This window comes from Paraburkholderia pallida (genome assembly GCF_004524855.1).
Classification (GTDB): domain Bacteria; phylum Pseudomonadota; class Gammaproteobacteria; order Burkholderiales; family Burkholderiaceae; genus Paraburkholderia; species Paraburkholderia oxyphila.
In genome coordinates, this window is sequence record NZ_CP038150.1 from 655,321 (window position 1) to 676,586 (window position 21,266).

The window sequence follows — 21,266 nt, forward strand, 5'->3', positions numbered from 1 at the left end:
TGTGAATCAGCAAACGATGGCTGACGAAGACGGAAGCGCCACGCCAAGAAAGTCGCCGAATGCGCGATAGAATCCGGGCGCGTTGTCCCAAGGAATCATGTGGCCGGCATCCGGCACACGTGTATCCTGCAGTTGCGGGGCGAGCGCCCGCATCTCCTCCACGTCCGCGTCGCGAACCACTTCGCCGCGGGCAGCCGTGATCAGCAGCAGAGGAAGGGTCAGTTGCGCGAGGCCCGCATGCACGTCATCTGTATGGAAGCCCTCGAAGCTGGTACGGACCGCAAGCTCATTGCAGGTATGCAGCCACTCGGCGCGCAGCCTCAATTGCTCGTCGGTCCAGGTTGGGCAGTACGCGCGCATGGCCTCGGCGTCCATGCCGCCGATCGCTTGCCGGATCGAATCGATGTACCAGGGAAGCTGCGCCGGATAGGCACGCCGCCCGGGCCCGGACACCGGCGGATCGATCATCGCCAGCCGCGCGAGTCCGGATGGCTTTGCGCGCGCCGCACGCATGCCGATGCGTCCGCCCATTGAATGACCCGCCACGCTATAGCGCTCCAGATTCAGCGCTTGCGCGAAGGCGATGAGGTCTGCCGCCTGTGCGTCGAGGCTGTAATCGAGGTCGTTGGAGGACGACGACAGGCCGCGCCCGCGCACATCGAGCACATAGGTGTCGAACACCTGGCCGAAGTGTTCGCCGACGAAGCCCCATGTCACCGCGGGGCTGGTGATGCCCGGCACGATGATCACGGGGTCGCGCCCGCTTCGCCCGGCCTCTGTCCCGCCGAAGCGCAGATAGTGTTGACGGATCCCGTTCGCATGAACGTTGCCGCCATACAGGAAAGTTGAACGCTGGCTCATAGGGTTCTCCGCTCCGGTATCAATCGATGGCGTGTTCAGTAAGCGCCCGAAAGCAGCGCACCCGCACCCGGCACCACCGCTTCCAGCCCCAGCTGCTTGAGCATCGCGTAGGTCGTGGCGATCGAGGCGGTGATCACCGGCTTGCCCGTCATCGCCTCCACCTTTGCAACCGCAGGCAGTGACGGCATCTGCACGCATGCCGAAAGAACGATGGCGTCGGCGTGCTGCGTGTCCATCTGCGCCACGATGCCCGGCAACAAGCTCGGGTCATGACGGCCCACTTCGAGGTTGTCCGGAATCTCGAGCGCGCGATAATCCAGCACCTCGTAGCCTTCGTTGCGGATATAGTCGACCACCAGCTCCGTGAGCGGCTTCATGTACGGCGCGACCACCACGATGCGCCGTGCGCCGATCACCTTGAGCGCATCGACAAGCGCGCCCGCACTGGTGATGACCGGCGCGGCCCCGCCGTTTTCGACGGTGCGCCCGCGCAGACGCTCCTGCGACACGCGGTGATAGCCGTGCCCCATGGCCATGATCGCAACGAGACACGCGTAGCCCAGCACGTCGACGCGCGCATCGCTGAGTTCCGTGGCGCAGCGGTCCGACTCGGCATCCATCGCGGCGAGTTCTTCCTTGACCACTTTCTTCATGCGCATCCGGCTCGAATGGAACGTGAACCGCTCCGGACGGATGGACTGGCGCGCCATCAGCATCGCCGGGATTTCCGTTTCCATCGTCGTATTCGAGCTCGGCACGATCTGGCCAATCCGATAAGTCTTGTACATATCAACCTGCTTCAGTGAGGTTAGAAAGAAGGCTCGTGCACCGGCGCGTCAAAGCCTGAACAGGCGCTCTGCGTTGCGGTAGCAGACGAGCTCGCGGACCGCCTCGTCGAGCGGCGCCTGTTCGATGAAATCCGCTGCAATCGCCGTCGATTCGTACGGGTAGTCAACAGAGAACAACACGGCTTGCGGGCCCATCTCGCCGATCGCGCCGAGCAGCGCCGGCGCAGAGCACACGCCCGACGTCGTGATCACGATATTGGTGCCGATGTAGGCCGACGGCGCGCGCGCCAGCACCACGCCATACGGGTAGGCCGCAAAGCGGCTATCGAAGCGCCAGCGCAGGAACGGCAACCCTTCGCCCATGTGGCCGAGAATCAGCTTCACGTTCGGGAAGCGGTCGAAGACGCCCCCGAACAAGAGACGCAGCGCATGGCTTGCCGTTTCGACACCCCAGCCCCATGTCGCTCCCGTGAGCTCCGGGTGGCCGTCGAGCACGCGCGGGTTCACGCATGCGTCGGCCGGGTGCAGGTAGAACGGCACGTCGAGTTCCTGCAGCGTCGCCCAGAACGCGTCGTAGGCAGGGTCGTCGTAATACGTGCCGAATGTATGGCCGTTGACGAGCGCGCCCTTGAAGCCGAGTTCGCGCACCGCGCGCGTCAACTCAGCCGATGCCGCCTCTGGGGTGTGCATCGGCAACGTGGCGAATCCGCCGAAGCGTGCGGGATGGCGCGCAATCTGCTGGGCAAGGAAATCGTTGTTCGCTCTCGCGCGCGCAATCGCCACCGCGGGATCGGGTTCGCCCTGAACGCTTGGCCCCGTCTGCGAGAGGATCGTATAAGCGATGCCCGCGCGATCCATTTCATCGAGGCGCTGTTCGTTGAAGTCGGTTAGACGCGCTGCAAGGTCGCGCAAGACCTCGGGCGCAATATGCTGCGTGAAACTCTTCGAGTAGCTCTGGAATCCTGGCGCCGAAAAATGTTCTTCCAGCGCGATCTTGCGAATCCGATGGGTCATGTCACGTTCCATATAATCAGCGTACTGACGAAATAGGTTTGCGAAATCCGGGGTGAAACCCGGTGTGCGCTTTCGGCTAAGCCTGCTTGCCAAACAGCCGCGCAATACGGCCCCAGACCACGCTCCAGATCAGGCTGCCCATGTTGAACTTCTGGGACGCCGGGCTCGCCTGCGGCGCGTCGCTGCCGCCCAGTTGTGCCGTAATGCGTGAGCCAAAGTCGGCGATCATCCGCCGCACAAAGTCCTTGACGAGCCCCGAACGCGAGAACTGCGCGAGCGGTCCCTGTAGCATGTATTCGAGCGTGACGGCCACGCGCGTGCTGGTACCGCCGGCTTCGGGGCTCAACGCATACGTGACATCGCCATTCGCGCGCGAGCGGCTGATGTTGTCCTGCCCTGCCCCACGCATGACGGCCCGATGCGCAGCATCGTTGCGTTCGAGACGCGCCGCGCCCGCGAAATTAGCCGACATCGGGCCGAACTTGATTGCGATTTTCCCCTTCACCGCTTCGTCGTCGTGCTCGGTCAGTTCGGCGCCAGGAAGACAGGCTGTAACGGAGGGTAGATCGCCCATGAAAGCCCACACCTTCTCGAGCGGAAACGGCACGACGAAACTGTCGTCGATCGCGGTCCAGCCTTTTCGCTGCGCGCTTGCCTGGTCACTCGATCCTGTATTGGCTGGCGCGGGAATCGATGGCGCGGCGGGCACAGCGGGTGCGGCGGTGAAAGTCTCAAAGGTGTGGCTCTGCGGTAATGCCGGAGCAACACGGGCGACGCGATTGGCCGCCTCTTCCAGCGCCTCTGCGAGCGGATGAACCTTCAAGTCGGCGAGCACCGCCTTGATCGCCGCCACAATGCCCATGTAACCCGTGCAACGGCACAGATTGCCCGACAATTCGAGGCGGATCCGGGCCTCGTCGGCGTCCGGAAAGCGCTGCACGATGTCTCGCGCGGTGATCAGCATGCCAGGCGTGCAGTAGCCGCATTGCAGCGCATGATGTTGTGAAAAAGAACGGCGCAGACGCGCCATGAGCTCGTCGTCGCCGAATCCTTCGATCGTGCGGACCTGCTGACGGTTGCACGCGACGGCAAACGTGATGCACGAGCGCACGGGCTGGTCGTCGACCAGCACGGTGCAGGCGCCGCAGACGCCATGCTCGCAGCCCAGATGCGTACCGGTCAGATGCTGCTCGTCACGCAGAAAATCGCCCAGATGCACGCGTGGCTCGATCTCGCCGCGCACGGGCAGGTCGTTGACCGTCAGTTCGATTACCGACATAGAAACCCTCGTCTACCTGTTAGATACGCCGAACGCCTGCTGCAAGCAGCGTTCGAGCGTCGCGGCATGCATCGCGCGATCGATTGCGTCCGCATTGGGCATCGCGCGGGCCACCGCGCTTTCCAGCGCTTCCGGTGTGGCGGCGTCCGCGCCCCGTTGCGCGATGTGTTGCGCGAGATCGTCCAGCGCAACGGGTGGCCCGTCCAGGGCGCCGAGCACGACGCGTGCAAGGCCCGCGCGCGCATCGAATGCGGCCGCGGCGCTCGCATGCGCGAATTCTCCGGTTTTGCGGCAGAGCTTGTAATAGCCCCATCGCAGTGACGGACCCAGCTTCGGCAACAGCACGGCGAAAATCATTTCACCCTCTTCGAGCAGCGTGGTGAACGCGCCAAGCATGAAGTCCGCGGCACGCACGATGCGCGTGCCACCGCTCCTGGCAAGCTCGATCCGGGCATCGAGTGCCGACAGGGCAAGCGGCCAGTCGGCAGCGGGATCGGCATGCGCGAGACTGCCTCCGATCGTGCCGCGATTGCGGATCGCACGATATGCGATGCCCCCGGCCACGAACTGAAGGTAGGGATGGCGCAACAAGGGATGCCGCCCGTCCTCGATTTCCGCGTGCGTGACGGCCGCGCCGACCCGGATCGCATCCCCCGTTTCGGACACCGAACGTAAATCAGGAATGCGCGAAACGTCGATCACCTGACGAGGACGCGCGAGCCGCAGATTCAGCATCGGGCCCATCGACTGACTCCCGGCAATGGGCTTGGTGCCGGCCGTCTGTCCTCCGAGCGCCGCAAGCGCCTCAGGCAGCGTCTGCGCCATCACATAGTCGAATGCGGCGGCCTTCATTGCGCCACCTCGTCAGTCAGATCCTGCCTGATGTCAGCCGCATTCGCGTGCTTCGCGGCCGCAATCGCGGCTAGCAGCCGGCGTGGCGTCAAGGGTGTTTCGGAGACGATGGCGCCAAGCGGCCGCAATGCATCGTTGACGGCATTGAAGAGCGCAGCCGGCGGCGCAATCGCCCCGCCTTCCCCCACGCCCTTCGCACCGAACTCGGTATAAGGCGACGGTGTTTCCATATGAATGATCTTGACGGGCGGTAATTCGGTCGGGCCCGGCAGCATGTAGTCCGCCAGCGTGGAGGTCAGCGGCTGCGCATTGTCGTCGTACAGCGTCTCTTCATAAAATGCCGTGCCGATGCCCTGCGCCGTGCCGCCAATGGTTTGCCCTTCGACCACCATCGGATTGATCATCCGGCCGCAATCCTCGACGATCACATAGTCGAGAATATCGACATGGCCCGTTCGCGCGTCGACAGCAATCGCCGCTGCATGCGTTGCATAACTGAAGGCCCCGGTATCAACCTTAGGCTTGAATCCCTGGGTGGCTTCCAGGCCCGCGAGATTGACGCCTGCGGGCAAGCGTTCGGGCCGCAGGTACCAGGCGGTTGCGATATCGGCGAGCGGCACACGGCCACTGGCTCCAATCACTTCTCCGGCTTCGAAGCGCACGGCATCGGCTGGCTCGCCCAGCAGATGCGCGCCGATGCTGACAATACGCGGAATCAGCTCGCGGCAGGTCGCCGCCACCGCGCCGCCTGCCATGACGATGCTGCGCGAAGCGTAGGTTCCGGTCGAATAAGGCGTGAGCGCCGTATCGCCATGCACGAGACGGATCTTGTGCAGGGGCACGCCGAGCACTTCATTGGCGATCTGCGCAAGCGTCGTTTCCATGCCCTGCCCGTGGGAATGAATGCCGGCACGCAACTCGAGGCCGCCGTCCGCCGTGACGCGGACCGTCGCGAGGTCGTAGCCGGGCACCACGGGCAAGCCCCACGAGGCGAACACGGACGTGCCGTGCGCCGACTGCTCGGTAAAGGTCGCGAAGCCAATGCCGATCAGCCGGCCGTCCGGTTCGCCGGCCTGTTGACGCTGGCGCCATTTGTCGACGTCCAGCTGCTCGACCGCCCGCTTCAGGCTTTCCTGGAAGTCGCCGCTGTCGTAGTGCTTCTTGACGACGTTCGTGTACGGCATGTCGGTGCCGCGCACGAGGTTGTCATGGCGCACTTCCCACGCTTCGCGGCCGACGGCACGCGCGATCGCGTCCATCGTCAGCTCGATGGCGAAGCACACGCCCGTGCGCGCCACGCCGCGATACGGCAGAAAGCCCGGCTTGTTCGTCGCGGCGCATTGGGTCCGGCATCGATACCCTCTGAAGTCGTACGGCCCCGGCAGATTGCCCAGCGCCTGCCCCGTTTCCAGCCCGATGGTGAAAGGCCACGCCGAGTAGGCGCCGCCGTCGATCAGCAGTTGGGCATCGAGCGCGAGCAGGCGGCCGCTTTTATCGGCATAGGCGGTGAGCTCGTAGTGATGCTGCCGGGTATTGGCGCCCGCGATCAGATGCTCGCGCCGGTCTTCAATAAAGCGGAAGGGCTTCTTGAACGTCAGCGCCAGCCACGCAATGCACAACTCCTCCTGCTGCAGCACGCACTTGTAGCCGAACGCGCCGCCCACATCCGGCGAAATCACGCGCACCTGCGCATGATCGATGCCGAGGCACTGCGCAAGGACCGTGCGTATCATGTGCGGCACTTGCGTCGACGTGATCACGACGAGCTGCGACTGCGGATGATCCCAGTACGCCAGCACGGCTTTGCCCTCCATGGGCACCATGCATTGACGCGCGAGATCCACCTTCTGCTTGACGACGACCGGGGCGTCCTTCGAGCGCGCGTCGAAGTCGATATCGGCAGTCAGATCGAGGAACAGATTGTCGGTCCAATGCTCATGCACGCGCACATCGGTTCGCTCGCGCGCCGTGAAGGCGTTGGCAAACGCGGGCAGCTCATCGAGATCCAGCTCGACCTCTTCCGCAATATCCTCGGCTTGCGCGCGCGTTTTCGCAAAGCACATCGCGACGGGCTCGCCAACGAATCGCACCTTCTCCGCAGCGAGCGGCGGATGCGCCGATGGCTTGTATGTCGGCAAGCTCGAATCGGCGACGATGTCCGCCGCGCCTTGCATATCCGCGCGCACGATGACTTGATCCGCGTAACGCTGCGGCTTGCCGATACGCACGATACGCGCATGCGCAACCGGGCTGCGCAGGAACGCCACCTCCTGCAGGTCGGGGAACGTGTAGTCCGCCACGAAGCGCCCCTTGCCATGCAAATGGCGCTCGTCCTCGCGACGCCTCACGCGGGCGCCGACGCCACCGCTCTCGACCGGTGCATCAGGGTGCTCGGTCATGCTCATCGCGTTTCTCCTATTTCCATGCGCCGACGCTCAGACCGGATACGCCAGGTCGTTCGCGATCACCGCCGTGTCATACACCGCCTGACGTTCCTTGAGCAGCAGGACGTTACCACGGCGTGCGAAGCGATCAAAAAGGCGTCCGGCCTGATGCAGCGTGGTGGCGCCTTCGACGAGGGTCTGCAGCAACATATAGTTGCTCTGCGCAACGATCTCTTCGTCGTTGGCATCGAGAATCCGGACGTTCGAGACGAAATGCAGCATTTGGCGCGGCGCGAACATCTGCGTGCGGGCAATCGCCACCGCGCGATCGTGGAGCATGTCGCGACCCTCCGCATACACGAGACCGACCGGCAACCCGCGCGCCGCGTTCTCGTATTCGGTCACGCGATACAGGCAGCCCTCCGTGAAGAATTCGGGCCAGCGCTCGATGTCGCCCCCATCCAGCGCGGCGCAATATTCGGCATGGAAATCCTCGACGGCCGCGCGTGCGATCAGCGCCTTGTCGTGCGCAATGGCCTTTTTTTCGAAACCTGGCAGCATCTAGAACCCCATGACTTCACGATAGTGCTTGTACATCGCCCGAATGGCGGCTTCCGAGATCAGATTGTCTGCGGTGCCGACCTTGTCGCCGTCGAGGCGGATGATGCTGCGATCGGTCACGGAACGGCGCACGCCTTCCTGCACGAACTTCATCGCCTCGTTGTCCTCGAGGCCGAGAAAGCCCGCGGGGCCCATCAGGTTGCCCTGGCGCAGGCGGTGCCGGGTCATCTCGTCCGAATCGTCTTCATAGCCAAACATGGTCCAGAGCATGACCATGCTGTTCGGCCCATTCGGCACGATATGGCGCACGCCCAGGGTATTCATCTCGCGCTGCACGATCAGGTTCGGCCAGATCGTCTGCATGGTGACCGACCACTCCGAGTCGAACTCCTTGACGAACTCAAGGAAGCGTTCGTCGCGCAGCGTCATGCCTTCGTGGAACGAGCGCATTTCCTTCTTCTTGTCCTCGTCCACGCTCGCATAGAGCGTGTCGCTCTTCGCCGAGGCCATCGTGCCGTGGATGCCGTACTTGCTGTCGGCCACCATCGCGGAGCGGTTGCCCGCCACGAGCAGGCCGAAGACGACCAGAAACGAATGCAGCAGCGTGGCGTGATAGGGGTCCTTCAGGTTCTCGTGATACATCTTCCAGTTGCATGGCAGCTCATTCTTGTAGAAGCCGAGAATGCGCAACCGCTTGCCCGTGAAGACGGCATCGAAGTCCTTCAGGATCTCCGGCGTCAGATACGCCTCGAGCGATTCCATCTCCGACGCGAACGATGCGAATACCACGCCGTTGCGCGTGGCGACAGCAAGCTTGCGCAGTCCATGCTGCTCGTTCCGGAAGTCCTTGGGCATCCCCCCTTGCCGGTTGACACCCCGTTTGAATGGAATGCCCTGCAAGTTGCCCTTCAGGTCATATGACCATTGATGGTAGGGACAAACGAACTCTTTGTTATTGCCCCTGCTGTGCCGGCAAAACTCCGCGCCGCGATGCGCGCAGCGGTTCTCGAACACGTTGATCGATCCGTCTTCGGCACGCGACACCACCACGGGAGTCGGCCCGACGTATGAGCGCTTGTAATCGCCCGCGTTCGGCACCTCGGCCTCCAGCGCGACGAAGTTCCAGGTCCGCCCGTGAAAGATGCGCTCCACTTCGCGTGCATAGACCGACTCGCTCGTGTAGACCCAGTCGGGGATGGTTTGCAGGCCCTCTTCCGGCCACGCGAGCGATTCGACGGGCGCGTTTTTTCCTGAAGCCGCGGCGCCACCGATGATGGTTTCACATGAATACACAATTGTCTCCAGAAACTTAATGGGCGAGCTGTTCGAGCTTGCGCAGCTTCACGCTCATATCGGCAAGCTGGTCCGGCTCTACCGGCACGGCCTGTTCCACGAGGCGCCTGAGCGCACGCAACTCGCCCCCCTGGTTCAATGCCAGCGCATAAACGATGACGTTCTCGCGCAGCCCGATGAGCAACGTCTTGTCACCGGCACCCGGGCGGGCGATCCAGCGGCCCACGCTTTCGTTCGGCATCCCAAGCATCTGGATGTTCCAGTCATACTGGTCCGTCCAGAACCACGGCGTGGGCCGATAGGCGTAGCTCTCGCCCAGCATGTTCCGGGCGGCCGCGATCCCCTGCTCCTGCGCGTTCTGCCACGATTCGAGCCGAGTCGCGCGAGCCGCCGCGCCAAGCGGAAAATTGGCGCAATCGCCGGCCGCATATACGTATGGCGCCGAAGTACGGCAATACTCGTCAACGACGATGCCGTTGCTCACATCGATGCGCGAAGCACGCGCAATCTCGTCGTTCGGCTCCTGCCCGACCGCCACCACGCAAAAGTCGAACGACGATGTCCCAATGGCGCTCGCCACGACGACGGCCGAGTCCGACTCCGCTATACGAACTGAACCCGCGTCAAGGACGATGCGCACGCCATGCGCTTCATGTTTGGCATGCAGTTGGCCGGAGAACGCGGCCGGCATCGCCTTTGAAAGCAGGCGCGCGCCGGCCTCGAAGACGACCACCTCCAGGCCGCGCGCACGCGCGCTCGCCGCGAACTCGAGGCCAAGGAAGCCGCCACCGACGACCGCAACAGACTTCGCCCGAGCCATCAGGCTACGCAAACGCATGGCGTCATCCAGCGTGCGCAGCGATACGACACGCGGGCCGTGCTGCACGCCAGCGAGAGCGCGTGCGCGGCCGCCCGTCGCCAGCAAGCACCGGTCATAGCGCAGTTCGCGTCCGCTCCCGAGCACGGCCACGCGCCGGTAGGTGTCGAGGTGCGTCACGTTGGCGACGATGCGCTCCACCGACGCATCGTCATAAAACGTCGCTTCGTGGAGCCAGCCCTTGAAGCAATCGGTATCGTCAGTCGCGAGAAGAACGTCCTTCGACAGCGGGGGGCGCTCGTAGGGCCGCCAGCTTTCATTCCCCACGATGATCACGCGCCCCTCGAAGCCGCCGGCACGCAGCGCTTGTGCAGCGCACCCGCCCGCCTGCCCTCCACCCACTACCAGAATGGTTTCGTCCATGGCTTCGCTATCCATCAGAGATCGACCATGATCGCGTCGCCCTCGACGTGGACCGGGTACACGCGGATCGGCTGGGTGACAGGCGCGCAAACCGCGGCGCCCGTCCTGATATCGAACTTGCCCTGGTGCAGAGGACACTCAATGCAGCCGTCCTCCGTATAACCGTCGCTCAGCAAGGCAAACTGGTGCGTGCAAACGTTGTGCGTTGCACGCACTTCGCCATCGAGCAGATACAGGGCGATGTGCTCTTCGCCGAGCTTCACCGGAAGCGGCTCGTCTTCCACGAGCTCGGAAAGGTTCGCCGCAAATACGAGTGCCATTTGAGCTGCTCCGCCAAATTGATCAGTATGCTGACGAAATGGATCGTAAGCACATCCGCTAGTGGCGTCAATCTTTTCAAAATTAAGGTTTACCCGAGCGGTCTACGGACCGGTGGGCCGCAATCGAGGCGGGGAACAGGTTCGTGTGGCCGCGCTGGCGCGGGCCGGATCGAGCACACCGGAGCGTCGTCGCAAGCAGAATCGCTCGCGTTCTAGAGGTCTGCCCCGGTGCAGTTGGAGGTGTGCGCTCTGGGCGAGGTGAAATTGCCCGAGCGCCGCCGGTATCGTTGACGCTGATGCTCAGCTGAATTCGATATCCGTGTAATCAATCCAGATCAGCTGTCTGTCTTCGAGCACCTGGCCGTTTTCGTCGCAAAGGTACGCTCTCCTGCGGCCCGGAACCCGCAGGCCGTTCACGTCCACCAGGTCATACGCGTAATTCGCCACGTAACCGCCGCCTGCAATATCGAGCGTGTAGTCCTGGCGGCGCAGCAGGAAATCATCGCCGAAATAGAACGTCTGGACAGGACTGTGGCTGGCAATCGTGGGCGGGAAAATCACGCGCAGCGCGCGCCACATCTCGTCACCCTGCTCAAGCGGGGCCACCTCCTCGAGCGCTACCCCGGGCAGCGCGAGCGCGAAAGGCGCATTCAGATAGATCCACTGTGTATATCCGCCGAAGTACGCTCGATCCAAAGGGTCCCACGGCGTGTTCAGATCATGTCCGCTAAAGTGCTCGCGCGGATTCGTCCGCTCGGCCAGCACCTTGCCATCGAGCGTTTCGATCGTGACGCGCTCCGGCGTGAAGCGCGCAAGCTTGTCGGCTCCGCCAAACGGCGTGATCGAACTCGCTTCCTCTTCGGTGCCCACCGTCACTCGACGGGGTTCAGGCGCTTGTGGCGCCTTGCGGTCGAGTAGTTCACCTCCGCTAATCAGCGTTGCCGCTGCATGGCTGAAGCTTGTCCAGCGTTCAAGCCCGCCATGCGCCCGAAGCGCGGACACCAGTAATTCGTTCATCGTGGATTTTCCTGCTGCCTTCAATCGTCAAAATCATGAGCGGCAGGCGAGCCGGCCGCCCGCCTGCCGCATGCGGCCGCCCGAAACCGGATCGTCAAGCCGTGCCGCCTCCATCCACGCTGATGCTCTGGCCATTGATATAGTGCCCGGCGCCCGACACGAGCAGGAGCGCGAGCCCAGCCACATCCTCAGGCTCGGCAATGCGTCCCATCGGAATCGTCGAGACCGTCATCTTCTCGCGCTCGGGATTCTCCCAAAGCATGCGCGAGAAGTCCGTGCGCACCGCGCCCGGGTTGATCGAGTTGACGTTGATGTTCGACGGTCCGAGCTCGACGGCCAGATTGCGCACGAGCTGGTCGATCGACGCCTTGGCCATGCCGTACAGGCCGAGCACGCCCGTGCCGCGCTTCGCTGCGCGGCTCGACATGAAGACGATCGAGCCGTGCTTGCGTTCGACCATCTGCGGAGCGAGCGCCTGGACGAGTGAGAAGCTGCCGCGCACGCCTTCGGCCATGGTCTTGTCGAATTCCTCCGCCGTCTGGCCCAGCATCGGGCCTGCGGGAGGATTGCCCGCCGCGTTGAGCACGAGCGCGTCCACGCGCCCGAACGCGGCAAGCGCATCGGCCGCGAAGCGCTGCACGCTCGCGGGGTCCGTGATATCGCACGCGAATGCCGCGACTTCGAAGCCGCCTTCGTCGCGCAACTTCGCAGCGGCCGCATCGGCCGTTTCCTGGGTGCGTCCAGAGATGACGAGCTTCGCTCCCGCTGCGCCGAGTGCCCGCGCAATGGCCAGGCCCATGCCCTTCGTGGATGCCGTTACGACGGCGACTTTGGATGTGAGGTCAAACAGATTCACCACGATCGATGCTCCTGTTTCCCGCGCCCTCGCGGGAAACGGTTGAATGTCAGCGAATGACGAATGTCCTGCATTGAGCTAGCAGGACGCGTTAGTGTTGCTCTTTGGTTTCGGCTTGTTTCGCCGCCTCTATCAGCGCAGCGAATCGCTCCAGTGCAGCCACGCTGCTGTGCACCGAGTGATATTCCTGTTGTCCGATGCGTGCGTCGAGCACGATCGTCATACCGGATTGTCGTGCCACGTTCAGGATGTCCATTGCCTGCTCCTTGCCTCAGTACTCTGCGATTCGCGCTGCGCCAGATTCGACGCCTCCTGTTTGACAGAGTACGCGCTAGCGCACGAAGATCAACGAGGCTGGGATGAAAGATGCTTTCGCATAACCCGAACAATCGCCGCGGGGTCCCCCATCACAGTCCGGGAATCGCCACGCCAAAGGTCTGAAGAAGCAACACCGCGTTGAGCGCCAGGATAACCACGGTTCCAAGGATGGCCAGGCCGGCCACCCACCGGCGATTCGCAAACGGTCCCATCACGTCTTGCCGTGAAGTGAGAATGACGAGCGCGATCATCGGCACAGGCAACGCGAAGCTCAACACCACCTGGCTGTAGACGAGTGCCTCGGTCGCGTTGACGCCGTACGCGACGACAACGAACGCCGGCACCATGGTGACGAGCCGGCGGACCCAAACCGGAATGCGCCACCCCATGAAGCCTTGCATGATCATCTGCCCGGCCATCGTTCCGACTACTGAACTGGACACACCGGATGCCAGCAGCGCGACGAGAAAGATGCCTGCGGCTGCCGCGCCGAGCACCGGCGTCAGGCTGTGATAGGCGGTTTCGATTTCGGCCACTTCGGGATGGCCCGCATGAAAGGCCCCGGATGCCATGATCACCATCGCCATGTTGACGAGCCCGGCAACGGTCAGCGCGACAATGACCTCGACATTCGAAAAGCGCACCAGCTTGAAGCGTTCCGTATTGCTGCGCGCGCGCGTGCGGCCCTGGGTCAGCCCCGAGTGCAGATAGATCGCGTGCGGCATCACCGTGGCGCCGAGAATGCCGACCGCGACAGACAGCGCGTCGGCGCCGTGAAGCCGGGGCACGAACGTGCCCTTGACCGCAGCGGGCCAGTCGACATGCACGATCAAGAGCTCGAAGACATAAGACAGCGCGACAGCTACGATGAGACCGCCAATCACCAGCTCGAGTGGGCGGAACCCCTGCTTCTCTCCGGTGAGAATCGCATAGGTGACGATGCCCGTGACGATCATGCCGACCAGCAACGGGATGTGAAAAAGCAGAGACAGGCCGATTGCGCCGCCGAGGAACTCGGCAAGATCGGTTGCCATCGCCGCGATTTCGCTCACGCCCCACATCCCATAGGCGACCGGCAGCGGGAAGTGCTCGCGGCTCAACTGTGCGAGATTGCGATTCGTCACGATGCCGAGCTTCGCGGACAGCGCCTGAAACAACATGGCGATGACATTGGCCGCCAGCACGACCCAGAGCAGCGAGTACCCGTATTTCGCCCCCGCCTGGATGTTGGTCGCGAAGTTGCCCGGGTCCATATACGCAATCGACGCCACGACAGCGGGTCCGGCGAAGAGCAGCTTCGAGCGCCAGCTATCGTCGCGCCCGGCCAGCACGCCGGCGATCGCTCGCGAGGTGCGCTCGGTCAGTCCCAGTTGTCCTTCAGCGGTGCTCATGTCGTTCTTCCTGTTCAAGCCGGCCCGCCGAATGGCCAGCACGATGGCAGGAGTCATGTTGCCGGGATTTGGCCGCCGTGAACAATTGAACGTTCGAATCGTCCCGATATCGTTTTGCCTCGTGGCGCCCCTCAGCAGGCGCGAAAACGCGGCAATCCGGGCGTTCTATCGCCTGCTTACGGACCGTAAGCCACGCCATGAAAAACGGGTTGGGATGGCTCAAGACGCCGCCGCCAGGCTCGCCGCATGCTCGACGACTCTGGCGAGCTTGCCATCGAGCTCGCGTCCCACCGCGGCGACATCCGCATTGCCGAATTGGCCGAACAGCGTAGAGGGCTGGTCGTATTCGACCCGCACCGTGCCAGGCGCCGCTTCATAGACCAGCACGGACAGCGGCGCATAAAGACCGGCACGGATATCATGGCGCGTCATCTGCATGGCAACACGCGGGTTGCCGATGTTGTAGCGGATGGCTTGCCTCGGGGCTCCGGCGATATTGAGCACCATCCCGTGATTCTGCGTCGAGAAGATCATCAATCCCTGATCCCCTTCCATCTTCGCGAGACGGGCATCCGCCGCGGCCGGGTCGGTTTGCAGCAGTGCCTTGAGGGAGGAAGGGTCGAAGCGCCCCAGCAAGGCTTCCAGGTGTTGCGTGAACGCCCCAAAATCGACCTTGGCTTCCAGGGTGACGTGGGTGACAGCGATTTGCTGCGATGAAGCTTGAATCAGAGAATCGGTTTGCATGATAGTCGACGATTGTCCGCTATGCGCGGCAATAGAAAGGAGTCCAAGATAAATGGGGATCGCAATGCGTGTGATGCCGAAGGGCCTCATCATCCGCGGCCCCTACGATAGCCGTGCAGCGTCGGCAAGCGCCCGGCCGAGCATGACTTTGGCCAGTTGCGTGCGATAAGCGCCATCGGCGAAACCGTCTTCGAGCGGCGTCACGTCGGCGAAAGCGGCCTCGACAATGCGGAGGATTTCCTCCGCCGATCCGGTAAACCCGCGCTCCAGCTCCGCTTCAGCCGCGTAAGCACGGAACGCCGTTTCCGCCACACCGGTCACGCCGATCATGCCGCCTGTGCAGCGATTGCCCGCGTAGCGCAAGGCAACGGCGGCCGCGGCGACGGCGTAGCCCGAAGCGGGATGGCGGAATTTCCGGTAGGCCACGCGATCGGGCCCGGGCAACGGAATGACAATGCGCGTCAGCAACTCGTCCTGCTGCACCACCGACGCCATGAGGCCAACAAAGAATGCGTCAGCGGGCACCACGCGCACACCGGCGCTGCCGGTGACTTCCATGCGCGCATCGAGCGCCAGCATGACGGCCGGCCAGTCCGCCGACGGGTCGGCATGGACCAGCGAGCCACCGAGGGTTCCGCGATTGCGCACGGTCGGGTCCGCAATGACGCCCGCCGCCAGCGCGATCAGTGGCAAGTGCTCCGCCAGCCCGGCATGACTGCCCAGCTCGGCATGCGTGGTCGCGGCCCCGATCGCAATGTGATCGGGATGGATCTCGATGCCTCGCAGCTCCGGCAGCGCGCCGATATCGACGAGCCGCGAGACGCCGGTGAGGCGCAGCTTCATGAGCGGGATCAGCGAATGGCCGCCGGCCAGCAAGCGGGCGTCGGGGTCGCTCGCGAGCGCGGCAAGCGCATGCGCCACGCTGGTGGCTCTAACGTAGTCAACCGCATAGGGGATCATGCAGGGCTCCTGGTGGCGGCCTGGACGGCGCGCCAGATTTTCGGCGGCGTAAGCGGCATGTCGAGATGGGTGATGCCGAATGGCCTCAGCGCATCGCAAACGGCGGAGACGATCGCAGGCGGCGCGCCGACGCAACCCGCTTCGCCAATGCCCTTCGCGCCAAGCGGATTCGTCGGCGATGGCGAGACGTGGAAAGCCGTGCGCATGCGCGGCACCTGCTCGATGCGCGGGAAGCCGTAATCGAGCAGGGATCCCGAAAGCAACTGCCCGCTTGCGTCATATCGCGCTTCTTCATAGAGGGCCTGGCCGATGCCTTGAGCGATGCCGCCGTGCATCTGCCCGTGGCACAGCATGGGGTTGATCAGCACGCCAACGTCGTCGACCGCGACATAGTCAAGAATGCTAACGACCCCGGTTTCCGGATCGACTTCCACGACCACCGCGTGACATCCGTTGGGGGCGCCCATCGCGACGGGTTCGTAGAACACACGTTCTTCCAGGCCGGCCTCCAAGTCGCGCGGGAGCTTGCTGGCCACATAGGCCATCCTGGCGACCTCGGCAAAGGACACCTGCGCGCCCGCTTCCGTGGAAAACACGCCGCCCGCATACTGCACGCCTTCTTCCTGGGCCTCCAGCATGATCGCGGCAATCTTGCGCGCCTTGGCAAGGATCTTGCCCGCCGCGACCCAGGCTGCGGAACCGCCCACTGGCATGGAGCGCGAATTGAACGTGCCATGGCCGGCCAGCACGCGGTCGGTGTCGCCCTGCACGACGTCGATGTCCTCCATCGGCAGTTGCAGCGCGTCGCCCACGATCTGGGCGTAGCTCGTGGCGTGACCGTGGCCTTGCGGCATCGACCCGCTGAACAAGGTCACCTTGCCATCGGAATGCACGCGAACGTGGGCGCTCTCCCAGCCGCCGCGATCGAAGCCCACCCGGCGCAGCAGTTGGGAATTGCCCATGCCGACGAGCTCGAGATAGCAGATCACGCCAATGCCGATATACCGGCCTTCGTGCCTCAGCGCGGCCTGCCGTTTGCGCCAACCGTCGTAATCGATCATCTCCGTGGCGCGGGACAGGCAGGCCTCATAGTCGCCGCTGTCCCACCTGCCGCGCGCCCCGTCGTGCGGCTGATAGGGAAACTGGTGCGCCTGCACCAGATTCAGGCGGCGCAGCGCGACGGGGTCGAGGTCGAGCGCATTGGCCACCGCGTCCATCGCGCGCTCGATGATATAGGCGGCCTCCGGCCGGCCCGCGCCGCGATAGGCATCGACGGGCGTGGTATTGGTCGTCACGAGGTCGACCTGCACATCCACACTCGTAATCTGATAGTTGCCGGTGACGTAGCTCGCCGTGTTGATGGTGGGAATGCCGGTCCCCATGTTGGAGAGGTAGGCGCCCAGGTTCGCACACGAGCGGACCTTGATCCCCAGGACCTTGCCTTCCTTCGTGACGGCGGCATCCACGTATTCCACGTGGTCGCGGCCGTGCGTGGTGGCCACGTGATTCTCGCTGCGTGTTTCGGTCCAGCTCACCGGGCGGCCGAAACGCTTCGAGGCGAAGGCGACGAGCACCTCTTCGACATAGAAGTGCATCTTGCACCCGAAGCCGCCGCCGATATCGGGCGCAACGATGCGGACCCGGTGCTCGGGCCAGCCCAGCGTTTCGGCAAGCCAGCGCCGGGACATATGCGGCACCTGGCTTGGCAGGATGAAGGTGAGCCGCTCGTCCAGCGCATCGTAGCTGGCGCAGAGCGCGCGCGGTTCCAGCGGACTCGGAATCAGCCGCTGGTTGACGATGCGAATCGACACGACCCGGTCGGCCGCCTTTGCGGCTTCTTCGTAGTTGCCGCCCTTCACCTTGAATACGCCGATCAGGTTGCCGGGAACATTGCCATGCAGCTGCGGAGCGCCCTCCTGAAGCGCCGCCTCCGCATCCACGACTACGGGCAGTTCGTCGTACTCGACGCTCACGAGCTCGGCGGCGTCGGCGGCCAGTTCGCGCGTCTCGGCCACCACCATGGCCACGGCCTCACCCGCGTAGCGCACGTATTCGGCCGGCAACACGGGGTGCGGCGGCACGATGGAATTGCCCACGACCCAGTTCGGGCGGATATCGCCGACCTTGCCGGCAATATCGGCATGGGTCAGCACACCCACTACCCCGGGCAGCGCCAGCGCGGCGGCCGTGTCGATATGCCGGACGCGCGCATGGGCAAAGGGCGAGCGGACGAACGCGGCAAACGTCATCCCGGGGAATTGATGATCGTCCGTGAACCGGCCCTTGCCGCTCATCAGGCGCTCGTCTTCCCGCCGCTTCACGGGCTTGCCGATATACCGCGTGCCGACTTCGCTATTGCCTTCACTCATGGCTCACCTCCTCCAGCGGTCGATCGGCGTGCTCCTTCAAGCGGGCCGCGGCAAGCAGGACGGCGTCCACGATGTTCTGATATCCCGTGCAGCGGCACAGATTGCCATGCAGCGCGTCGCGCACCGCATGCTCCGAAGGTTCGGGCGTCGTGACCAGCAGCGCGCGCGCCGCCATCAGCATGCCGGGCGTGCAGAACCCGCACTGCAACCCATGGCATTCGTTGAACGCGCGCTTGAGCACGGTGGTGATGCGATCCTGCTCCATGCCTTCGATGGTCTGCACTCTGCAGCCCTCGGTCTGTACCGCCAGCACGGTGCATGACTTGGCGGTCTTCTGGTCGATCAGCACCGTGCAGGCGCCGCACTGCGAGGTGTCACAGCCGATATGCACGCCCGTCAGCCGCAATGAATCTCGCAGCACATGGACGAGCAGCTGCCTCGGTTCTGCCTCAATGGTGCGCAACTCACCATTGACGGAATTCTGTATCTGCATGTGTCTCACCCTGTCTCGTTGTCCGTGCGTCTTGCTGGACGGCCTGAAGTCTTCCGGCACCGCGCGAACTCATTAAATGATGATCGTCATACTTTACGGCGCAGCGATATCCTCGCACTCGCTCACCAGTTTTTCGAACCGCGCAAAGAAGTCCGCGAGAAACTTGTTGGCCACGGAGCCGACAAGACGCGAGCCGATTTGTGCGAGCTTGCCGCCGAGCTGCGCCGTGGCGGCATAGTGCAGCGTGGTCCCGCCATAGATGTCTTCCAGGTGAACGTCGGCCGTCAGTTTGCCGAAGCCCGCGATTCCGCCGCTGCCGTTGCCTTCGATTCGGTAACCGGTGTTCTCGCGCAGATCCGAGAAACGCGCCGTGCCTTTGAAACGGGCCTTGATCGGCCCGAAGGACGCTGCGATGACGGCGTCGTAGCTGCCATCCTCCGCCAGCTCATACTGCTCGCAGCCGGGCAGGCACTGCCGCAAGGTCTGCGGGTCGTTGAGCCGCTGCCACACGACGGCGCGCGACGCATTGATGTGCTGTGATCCTTTGAATTCCAAAACATCCTCCTTCAATCCGGCAATGTACTCATCGATAACATGCTAGGGAGCCATGCCGGCATGGTCAAGAGCCGGCCGCGTGAATCCCGGCTGGTGTTTACCCCGAGACCCGAGTTGACCGGGCTTCGATCAAGGGCAGCGCGATGCAATGACGGTTATCATCTAATATATCGATTACAGGTTTCAACGTTGGCATGACCGGAGTTCAATGATGCGCTACCCACCCGAGCACAAGGAAGAAACCCGCGGCAAGATCGTCAAGGCAGCGGCCAAGGCGTTCCGCAAGCACGGCGTTGACGGCATTGGCGTCGCGCAGTTGATGAAAGGTGCCAAGCTCACGCATGGCGGCTTCTATGCCCATTTCGACTCCAAGGATGCCCTTGTGGTCGCGGCAATCGACGCGGCCTTCGAGCAGATGAGAACCCGGCTCGAAACCGCGGTGTCGGACGCGTCGCCCGACGAGCATCGGCGCGCCGTGCTCGACGCGTACCTGTCGCAAGCGCATCGCGATCACCCGGAAGCCGGTTGCGTCATTCCCGCGCTCGGCGCCGATGTGTCGCGCCTGGACGCCGTCGCAAAGCGCTCTTTCGCATCGGGCATCAACGCGCTGATCGAACTGATCGGCGGAGAGGGGCAAGACAGCGAGGCGCGCGCGGCGACCATCACGACCCTGGCGGCCATGGTCGGTGGCATGGTCCTGGCGCGCGCGGTCCGCCCCGATGCGCTCTCCCAGGAGATACTCGATGCGGTGCGCAACATGGCCTAGCCGCGCGGGGCGTTGCTGCATCGTGCCCTGCTCCGCGTTGAGCCCGGAGACCCGGCGTCTAGACCGCTTCGAGGATGGTCGCAATACCCTGCCCGCCGCCAATGCACTGCGTGGCCAAAGCGAACTGACCGTCGCCTCGCGCGAGCAGCGCGGCGGCCTTGCCGACAAGGCGCGCCCCGGTCGCCCCTAGCGGGTGCCCGATGGCGAGCGCCCCACCGTCCACGTTGGTCCGTTCAGGATCGAGCCCCAGCTCGCGGACACTGGCAATGGCCTGACTGGCAAATGCTTCATTGATTTCCACCACGTCGAGATCTTTTGCAACGATCCCGGCGCGCGCAAGCGCCTTGCGAGTCGCGGGAATCGGCCCGATGCCCATCAATTCCGGCTGGCAGGACGCAACCGCCGCGCTGCGATACTTCGCGAGCGGACGCAGTCCATTGCGGCTGGCAAACTCTGCACTGCAGAGCAAAATTGCCGACGCCCCATCGGTCAACGGCGAGGACGTGCCCGCGGTCACACTGCCGTCTTCACTGAAGGCCGGCTTGAGCGAGCGCAGGGCTTCCAGATTCGTACCGGGGCGGATGCAACCGTCCTGCGAGACCAGGCCATGCGGGGTCTGAATGGGCACGATCTCGGCGTCCAGCCTGCCGTCCTCACGCGCGGCGGCGGCCTTCGCGTGCGAGACAACGGCGAGCGCCTCCTGGGCTGCGCGATCGACGCCGAACGCCTTCGCGACATTTTCCGCGGTGATCCCCATCGAGACATAGGCTTGCGGAAACGTCTCCTGCAAGCGGGGATTCGGCGAGCGGTTGAAGCCGCCTTGCGGCACGCGCGTCATCGACTCGACGCCTGCACAAATGAACGCCTCGCCAAGCCCCAGCGCGATTTGACCCGCCGCGTAGTGGACGGAGGACATCGAAGAGCCGCAAAAGCGGTTGATGGTCACGCCAGGAACGGTGTCCCCGAATCCGGCCAGGAAGCCGATGATGCGCGCGATATTCAGGCCCTGCTCGGCTTCCGGATACGAGCATCCCACCACGATGTCCTCGATCATGGCCGGCTCGAGGCCCGTGCGCGACAGCAATGCCGAAACCACCTGGGCGGCCAGGTCGTCAGGCCGGACGTCGATCAGCGCCCCCTTGCGGGCGAAGTGGAACGGCGAGCGTGCATATGCAGCGACTACGATATCTGACAAGGTTATCTCC

General features: G+C 63.8%; 21 protein-coding genes. 1 reads left to right on the forward strand and 20 read right to left on the reverse strand.

Annotated elements, in window-relative coordinates; genetic code table 11:
- Positions 1-6: 6 nt before the first annotated feature.
- The 19 genes from E1956_RS29585 to E1956_RS29670 form a co-directional block, all read right to left on the reverse strand.
- Positions 7-861 carry an alpha/beta fold hydrolase gene (locus tag E1956_RS29585; protein WP_134755907.1) on the reverse strand — a complete coding sequence of 285 codons (855 nt, stop codon included), beginning with the start codon at positions 859-861 and terminating at the stop codon, positions 7-9.
- A 35-nt stretch (positions 862-896) separates the two neighbouring features.
- Positions 897-1,649 carry a maleate cis-trans isomerase family protein gene (locus E1956_RS29590; RefSeq protein ID WP_134755909.1) on the reverse strand — a complete coding sequence of 251 codons (753 nt, stop codon included), beginning with the start codon at positions 1,647-1,649 and terminating at the stop codon, positions 897-899.
- A gap of 48 nt (positions 1,650-1,697) precedes the next feature.
- Positions 1,698-2,663 (reverse strand): amidohydrolase family protein, encoded by a 966-nt coding sequence (locus tag E1956_RS29595; RefSeq protein WP_134755912.1) that lies wholly within the window; start codon positions 2,661-2,663, stop codon positions 1,698-1,700.
- A gap of 76 nt (positions 2,664-2,739) precedes the next feature.
- Complete coding sequence (locus E1956_RS29600) at positions 2,740-3,942, reverse strand: xanthine dehydrogenase family Fe-S subunit (RefSeq protein WP_134755914.1); 1,203 nt, start codon at positions 3,940-3,942, stop codon at positions 2,740-2,742.
- A 12-nt stretch (positions 3,943-3,954) separates the two neighbouring features.
- Complete coding sequence (locus E1956_RS29605) at positions 3,955-4,794, reverse strand: FAD binding domain-containing protein (RefSeq protein ID WP_134755916.1); 840 nt, start codon at positions 4,792-4,794, stop codon at positions 3,955-3,957.
- Complete coding sequence (locus tag E1956_RS29610) at positions 4,791-7,199, reverse strand: xanthine dehydrogenase family protein molybdopterin-binding subunit (protein ID WP_134755918.1); 2,409 nt, start codon at positions 7,197-7,199, stop codon at positions 4,791-4,793. The genes E1956_RS29605 and E1956_RS29610 overlap by 4 nt, the downstream gene beginning before the upstream one ends.
- 30 nt (positions 7,200-7,229) lie before the next feature.
- Positions 7,230-7,739: an aromatic-ring-hydroxylating dioxygenase subunit beta gene (locus E1956_RS29615; protein ID WP_134755921.1), complete on the reverse strand. Its 510-nt coding sequence runs from the start codon at positions 7,737-7,739 to the stop codon at positions 7,230-7,232.
- Entirely contained in the window at positions 7,740-9,032 is a 1,293-nt protein-coding gene (locus tag E1956_RS29620) for an aromatic ring-hydroxylating dioxygenase subunit alpha (protein ID WP_134755923.1), read from the reverse strand.
- A 16-nt stretch (positions 9,033-9,048) separates the two neighbouring features.
- Positions 9,049-10,272 (reverse strand): NAD(P)/FAD-dependent oxidoreductase, encoded by a 1,224-nt coding sequence (locus tag E1956_RS29625; protein ID WP_134755925.1) that lies wholly within the window; start codon positions 10,270-10,272, stop codon positions 9,049-9,051.
- 14 nt (positions 10,273-10,286) lie between these two features.
- Positions 10,287-10,592, reverse strand: coding sequence for a non-heme iron oxygenase ferredoxin subunit (locus E1956_RS29630; protein ID WP_134755927.1), 306 nt, complete (start codon positions 10,590-10,592; stop codon positions 10,287-10,289).
- A gap of 300 nt (positions 10,593-10,892) precedes the next feature.
- The gene (locus E1956_RS29635) at positions 10,893-11,633 is read right to left on the reverse strand and encodes a hypothetical protein (protein WP_197732962.1); all 741 of its coding nucleotides are present in this window, start codon (positions 11,631-11,633) and stop codon (positions 10,893-10,895) included.
- A 70-nt stretch (positions 11,634-11,703) separates the two neighbouring features.
- On the reverse strand, positions 11,704-12,468 hold the full coding sequence (locus E1956_RS29640; RefSeq protein WP_134755929.1) for an SDR family NAD(P)-dependent oxidoreductase: 765 nt from the start codon (positions 12,466-12,468) through the stop codon (positions 11,704-11,706).
- An 88-nt stretch (positions 12,469-12,556) separates the two neighbouring features.
- On the reverse strand, positions 12,557-12,721 hold the full coding sequence (locus E1956_RS46345; protein WP_167760156.1) for a hypothetical protein: 165 nt from the start codon (positions 12,719-12,721) through the stop codon (positions 12,557-12,559).
- A gap of 151 nt (positions 12,722-12,872) precedes the next feature.
- Positions 12,873-14,174 (reverse strand): Nramp family divalent metal transporter, encoded by a 1,302-nt coding sequence (locus tag E1956_RS29645; protein ID WP_134755931.1) that lies wholly within the window; start codon positions 14,172-14,174, stop codon positions 12,873-12,875.
- A 219-nt stretch (positions 14,175-14,393) separates the two neighbouring features.
- Positions 14,394-14,918 carry a DUF302 domain-containing protein gene (locus E1956_RS29650; protein WP_167760157.1) on the reverse strand — a complete coding sequence of 175 codons (525 nt, stop codon included), beginning with the start codon at positions 14,916-14,918 and terminating at the stop codon, positions 14,394-14,396.
- Positions 14,919-15,020: 102 nt separating this feature from the next.
- Positions 15,021-15,878 (reverse strand): FAD binding domain-containing protein, encoded by an 858-nt coding sequence (locus E1956_RS29655; protein ID WP_134755935.1) that lies wholly within the window; start codon positions 15,876-15,878, stop codon positions 15,021-15,023.
- Positions 15,875-18,247 carry a xanthine dehydrogenase family protein molybdopterin-binding subunit gene (locus E1956_RS29660; protein ID WP_134755937.1) on the reverse strand — a complete coding sequence of 791 codons (2,373 nt, stop codon included), beginning with the start codon at positions 18,245-18,247 and terminating at the stop codon, positions 15,875-15,877. The genes E1956_RS29655 and E1956_RS29660 overlap by 4 nt, the downstream gene beginning before the upstream one ends.
- Positions 18,240-18,740 (reverse strand): (2Fe-2S)-binding protein, encoded by a 501-nt coding sequence (locus E1956_RS29665; protein ID WP_167760212.1) that lies wholly within the window; start codon positions 18,738-18,740, stop codon positions 18,240-18,242. Before E1956_RS29665 ends, E1956_RS29660 begins: the two co-directional genes overlap by 8 nt.
- A gap of 93 nt (positions 18,741-18,833) precedes the next feature.
- Positions 18,834-19,295: an SRPBCC family protein gene (locus tag E1956_RS29670; protein WP_134755939.1), complete on the reverse strand. Its 462-nt coding sequence runs from the start codon at positions 19,293-19,295 to the stop codon at positions 18,834-18,836.
- 208 nt (positions 19,296-19,503) lie between these two features.
- Between E1956_RS29670 and E1956_RS29675 the strand changes: the two genes are divergently transcribed.
- Complete coding sequence (locus E1956_RS29675) at positions 19,504-20,061, forward strand: TetR/AcrR family transcriptional regulator (protein WP_232072085.1); 558 nt, start codon at positions 19,504-19,506, stop codon at positions 20,059-20,061.
- Between the two features lie 58 nt (positions 20,062-20,119).
- On the opposite strand, the gene E1956_RS29680 is transcribed toward E1956_RS29675, so the two are convergent.
- Positions 20,120-21,256 (reverse strand): thiolase family protein, encoded by a 1,137-nt coding sequence (locus E1956_RS29680; protein WP_167760158.1) that lies wholly within the window; start codon positions 21,254-21,256, stop codon positions 20,120-20,122.
- Positions 21,257-21,266: the final 10 nt, after the last annotated feature.